The organism is Streptomyces sp. DvalAA-14, from assembly GCF_900091855.1.
GTDB lineage: Bacteria > Actinomycetota > Actinomycetes > Streptomycetales > Streptomycetaceae > Actinacidiphila.
This window is the reverse complement of sequence record NZ_FMCH01000406.1, coordinates 1-5,000: the sequence shown is the minus strand read 5'-3', so window position 1 is coordinate 5,000 and position 5,000 is coordinate 1. Positions and strand designations below refer to the sequence as shown.

General features: G+C 71.2%; 5 protein-coding genes. 4 read left to right on the top strand and 1 reads right to left on the bottom strand.

The window, feature by feature from the left end; genetic code table 11:
- Window positions 1-12: 12 nt before the first annotated feature.
- Complete coding sequence (locus tag GA0115240_RS21445; RefSeq protein ID WP_093738643.1) at window positions 13-1,302, bottom strand: GAF domain-containing protein; 1,290 nt, start codon at window positions 1,300-1,302, stop codon at window positions 13-15.
- A 152-nt stretch (window positions 1,303-1,454) separates the two neighbouring features.
- Here GA0115240_RS21445 and GA0115240_RS36275 point away from each other — a divergent pair, with 152 nt between their 5' ends.
- The 4 genes from GA0115240_RS36275 to kdpB form a co-directional block, all read left to right on the top strand.
- Complete coding sequence (locus GA0115240_RS36275) at window positions 1,455-1,643, top strand: hypothetical protein (RefSeq protein WP_141708917.1); 189 nt, start codon at window positions 1,455-1,457, stop codon at window positions 1,641-1,643.
- Window positions 1,640-1,729, top strand: a complete 90-nt coding sequence (kdpF, locus tag GA0115240_RS35700) for a K(+)-transporting ATPase subunit F (protein ID WP_107407184.1) — start codon at window positions 1,640-1,642, stop codon at window positions 1,727-1,729. Before GA0115240_RS36275 ends, kdpF begins: the two co-directional genes overlap by 4 nt.
- Window positions 1,729-3,393, top strand: coding sequence for a potassium-transporting ATPase subunit KdpA (kdpA, locus tag GA0115240_RS21435; protein WP_093738639.1), 1,665 nt, complete (start codon window positions 1,729-1,731; stop codon window positions 3,391-3,393). Before kdpF ends, kdpA begins: the two co-directional genes overlap by 1 nt.
- On the top strand, window positions 3,393-5,000 hold a 1,608-nt coding region (gene kdpB / locus GA0115240_RS21430; protein WP_093738637.1), incomplete at its 3' end, for a potassium-transporting ATPase subunit KdpB. The genes kdpA and kdpB, both read left to right, overlap by 1 nt.

Here is a 5,000-nt window from a genome sequence, read left to right as displayed (position 1 = left end):
CCGCCCCGCCGCTCACACCCGCCGCGTCGCACCCAGCCGGCTCGCGGCGATCCCGCGACGCACATCGCCCGGCCCGAGCAGCCGCAGCGCGTGCTGGTGCACCTCGGCGTCGTACGGTGCCCGTTCGCCGTACCGCAGCGCGTACTCCGGCCGGGCCGCCGCCAGCACCGCCTCCCGTACGCCCACCTCCAGTTGATCCCGCCAGGCCACCACGCCCGGCGCCTCGGACAGCGGGAGCAGCGGGCCCCGGTACAGGTCCACGGCGGTGGCGGTGTCGCCGCGCTCCAGCGCGCGCAGCACCTCGCCGGCGTCGCAGACGATCGGCCTGGTCAGCGCGTACCGGCGGGTGGCGACACCCCCGGTCAGCGCGCGCCGCAGATGCGACACCTCGGCCTTGAAGGTGGACGCGGTGACCGGGCGGCAGCCGTAGAGCGCCTCGCGCAGCCGCTCCGGCGAGAAGCCGTCCGGCTCCAGCGCGAGCAGGGCCAGGATCTCCAGCTGGCGCGGCGGCAGCCGCAGTGGAGCGCCGCCGCTGGTGACCCGGACAGTGCCCAGGCAGCGCAAGTCCAGCCCGGCCGGGGCAGCCGCCGCGGCCCCCGGAGCCGAAGCCGCGGCGCTGGGAACATCCCCGCCGGCCGCCGCCGGACGGCCCTGCCGCGACCCCTCGCCCCGCAGCCCGGCCTCGATCGCCGAGGCCAGCGTGCGGACGGTCGGCAGCGCCAGCGGATGCGAGCGGTCCCAGGTGGTGGACAGGTCCAGTACGCCCAGCACCCGCCCGCCGGGCCCGTGGATCGGCGCGCAGTAGCAGACCCAGCCGTGCAGCGCCGCCACCAGGTGCTCGGCGGAGAAGACGGTGCTCGGCCGGCCGGTGCGCAGCGCCAGCGACAGCGCGTTGGTGCCCATGGCCGGCTCGTCCCACCGGCCCCCGGGTGCGAAGTTCACCCGCTCGGCCCGCCGCCGCATCACCCGGCCGCCGCAGGTCCACATGATGGTGCCGGACTCATCGGTGACCGCGGCCACAAAACCGGCGTCCTCGGCGATGCTGTGCAGTTCGTCAGCCAGACCGGTGACGGGGCCGTACAGCGGTGAGCCCGCCCAGCGGTCCTGCCCGGCGCTCGGGGGAGCGCTCTCCCGGCCGGGGTCCACGGTGGGCAGCGAACGCGCCCAGGACTCGGTGACCTCGGGCCGCACCGGCGGCCCGGCCGCCGCGTACCGCCCGGCCGCCCGCAGTCGCGGCACCCGCAGTGCCCACGCGTGCTCCAGTACCGTCCGCCGCTCGCGCAGCACACTCCGCTCAGCCATCGTCATCCCGACTTCGTCGTCGTTCGACACCCGGGGCCGCCGCCCGTACCCGCTGCTCTCATTGAAGGCGCCGCGCCGCGGTGCGTCGACCCCCGTGCCGGCATCGTCAAGACCACGTCAACGTCGCGGCCACGGGCGCAAGGGAAGCGTCAATGAACGTCGAAACCCCGCCGAGCAGGCGGTTTCTTTGTGGAGCCGGAATTTCTCGGCACTGCTCCTTCAGCTACCTGCCCATCCGACGATCCGGGGTTCCACCCATGTCCGATCTCGTTTTCATCGCCGTGACGATCGCGGTGTTCGCTGTGCTCGCTCTCGTGGCCAAGGGGGTCGAGAAGCTGTGAGCGCGGACAACATCGTCGGGCTCGTCGTGGCCTGCGCCCTGCTCGGATACCTCGTACTGGCCCTGATCCGCCCGGAGAAGTTCTAGTGAATGACACTCTTGCGGGCTGGCTCCAGATCCTCGCCCTTCTCGGGGCGCTGGCGCTCACCTACCGCCCGCTGGGCGACTACATGGCCCGCATCCTCACCACCGCCCGGCACCTGGCGGTCGAGCGCGGCATCTACAAGCTCGCCGGCGTCGACGGCGACGCCGACCAGCGCTGGCCGGTCTATCTGCGCAGCGTGCTCGCCTTCTCGGTGATCTCGGTGCTGTTCCTGTACGGCTTCCAGCGGCTGCAGAACCACCTGCTGCTCTCACTGGGCTTCCCGGCCGTCAAGCCCGACCAGGCGTTCAACACCGCGGCGTCCTTCGTCACCAACACCAACTGGCAGTCGTACTCGGGCGAAGTCACCATGGGCCACCTGGTCCAGATGATGGGCCTGGCGGTGCAGAACTTCGTGTCGGCGGCCGTCGGCATCGCGGTGGTGGCCGCCCTGATCCGCGGCTTCACCCGCAAGCACACCGACCGGGTGGGCAACTTCTGGGTGGACCTGACCCGGATCACCGTACGGCTGCTGCTGCCGCTGGCGTTCGTCTTCGCCATCGTGCTCGTCGCGGTCGGCGTGGTGCAGAACTTCCACGGCATCCACGAGATCACCACACTGATCGGTGACAAGCAGTCCATCACCGGCGGCCCGGTCGCCTCGCAGGAGGCCATCAAGGAACTGGGCACCAACGGCGGCGGCTTCTACAACGCCAACTCCGCCCACCCGTTCGAGAACCCGACCGGCTTCAGCAACCTGCTGGAGATCTACCTCATGCTGGTGATCTCCTTCTCGCTGCCGCGCACCTTCGGCAAGATGGTCGGCGACCACCGGCAGGGCTACGCGATCCTCGCGGTGATGGGCCTGATCTGGGCCGCCTCGGTGGCCCTCATCACCGTCAACGAACTGCACAGCTACAGCAGCGCGGCCGGCCACGCGGCGGGCGGCATGCTGGAGGGCAAGGAACAGCGCTTCGGCGTCTGGGCGTCGGCGCTGTTCGCCGCGTCGACGACCTTGACGTCCACCGGCGCGGTGAACTCGTTCCACGACTCGTTCTCGCCGGGCGGCGGCGGCATGACCATCTTCAACATGATGCTCGGCGAGGTCGCGCCCGGCGGTACCGGCTCCGGCCTCTACGGGATCCTGGTGCTGGCGATCATCGCGGTGTTCGTGGCCGGTCTGATGGTCGGCCGCACCCCGGAGTACCTGGGCAAGAAGCTCGGCGCCCGGGAGATGAAGTTCGCCTCGCTGTACATCCTGGCCACCCCGGCCGTGGTGCTGATCGGCACCGGCACCGCCATGTCGCTGAAGGGCGAACGGGCCTCGATGCTCAACAGCGGTCCGCACGGCTTCTCGGAAGTGCTCTACGCCTTCACCTCCGCGGCCAACAACAACGGCTCGGCGTTCGCGGGCATCGGCGTCAACACCCACTGGTACAACACCGCGCTGGGCCTGGCGATGCTCTTCGGCCGCTTCCTGCCGATGATCTTCGTGCTGGCGCTGGCGGGCTCGCTCGCCAAGCAGCAGCCCGTCCCGGTCACCGCGGGCACCCTGCCCACCCACCGGCTGCAGTTCGTCGGTCTGCTCACGGCCGTGATCATCGTGGTCGTCGGCCTCACCTACTTCCCCGCACTCTCGCTGGGCCCGCTCGCGGAAGGTCTGCACTGATGTCCCTGACCTCTGGCCACGCCCCGGCTCCGGCCGGTGCCGGCCCCGACCCGGCCCAGCCGGCGCACCGGATATCCGGCGGCCTGCTCGATCCCAAGATGATGCTCGCCGCCCTCCCGGAGGCGGTGCGCAAGCTCGACCCGCGCCAACTGGGCCACAACCCGGTGATGTTCGTCGTCGGTGTCGGCGCGCTGGTGACCACGGCGGAAGCGATCAAGAGCCCCAGCGTCTTCGCCTGGGTGATCACCGTCTGGCTCTGGCTCACCGCGATCTTCGCCAACCTGGCGGAGGCCGTCGCCGAGGGCCGCGGCAAGGCGCAGGCCGAGACCCTGCGCCGGACCAAGACCGAGACCGTCGCCCGCCGGCTGACCGACTGGCGGCCCGGCGCGACGAACCCGCACGAGGAGTCGGCGCCCGCCGCGGAGCTGCGGCTCGGCGACCATGTCGTGGTCGAGGCCGGACAGATCGTCCCCGGTGACGGTGATGTCGTCGAAGGCATCGCCTCGGTGGACGAGTCCGCGATCACCGGCGAGTCCGCGCCCGTCATCCGCGAGTCCGGCGGCGACCGGTCCGCCGTGACCGGCGGTACCCGGGTCCTGTCCGACCGGATCGTGGTCCGGATCACCTCCAAGCCGGGTGAGACGTTCATCGACCGGATGATCGCCCTGGTGGAGGGCGCCTCGCGGCAGAAGACACCCAACGAGATCGCGCTGAACATCCTGCTCGCCTCGCTGACCATCGTCTTCCTGCTGGCCGTGGTCACCCTCCAGCCGCTGGCGATCTTCGCCGGCGCCGAGCAGTCCATCGTGGTGCTGGTGGCCCTGGTGGTGGCGCTCATCCCGACCACCATCGGCGCGCTGCTGTCCGCGATCGGCATCGCCGGCATGGACCGGCTCGTGCAGCGCAACGTGCTGGCGATGTCCGGCCGGGCCGTCGAGGCGGCCGGCGACGTCAACACCCTGCTGCTGGACAAGACCGGCACCATCACCCTGGGCAACCGGCAGGCCGCCGAGTTCCTGCCCGTCGAGGGAGTCGGCATCGAGCGGCTGGCCGACGCGGCCCAGCTGTCCTCCCTGTCCGACGAGACCCCCGAGGGCCGCTCCATCGTCGTGCTGGCCAAGGAGCGCTACGGCCTGCGCGGCCGGGCCGAAGGCGAACTCGACCACGCCGAGTTCGTGCCCTTCACCGCGCAGACCCGGATGAGCGGCGTCGACCTGCTGGACGACGGCGACCACCACTCGCTGCGCAAGGGCGCCGCCACCTCGGTGATGCACTGGATCCGGGAGAACGGCGGCCACCCGACGGAGGAGGTCGGCCCCATGGTCGACGCCATCGCCTCCAGCGGCGGCACTCCGCTGGTGGTCGGTGAGGTCGTCACCCGGGGCGGCGGCACGTCGGCGACGGTGCTCGGTGTGATCAACCTCAAGGACGTCGTCAAACCCGGTATGCGGGAGCGGTTCGACGAGCTGCGGACGATGGGCATCCGCACGGTGATGATCACCGGTGACAACCCGATGACGGCCCGGGCGATCGCGGAGGAGGCCGGCGTGGACGACTTCCTCGCCGAGGCCACCCCCGAGGACAAGATGGCCCTCATCCGGCGCGAG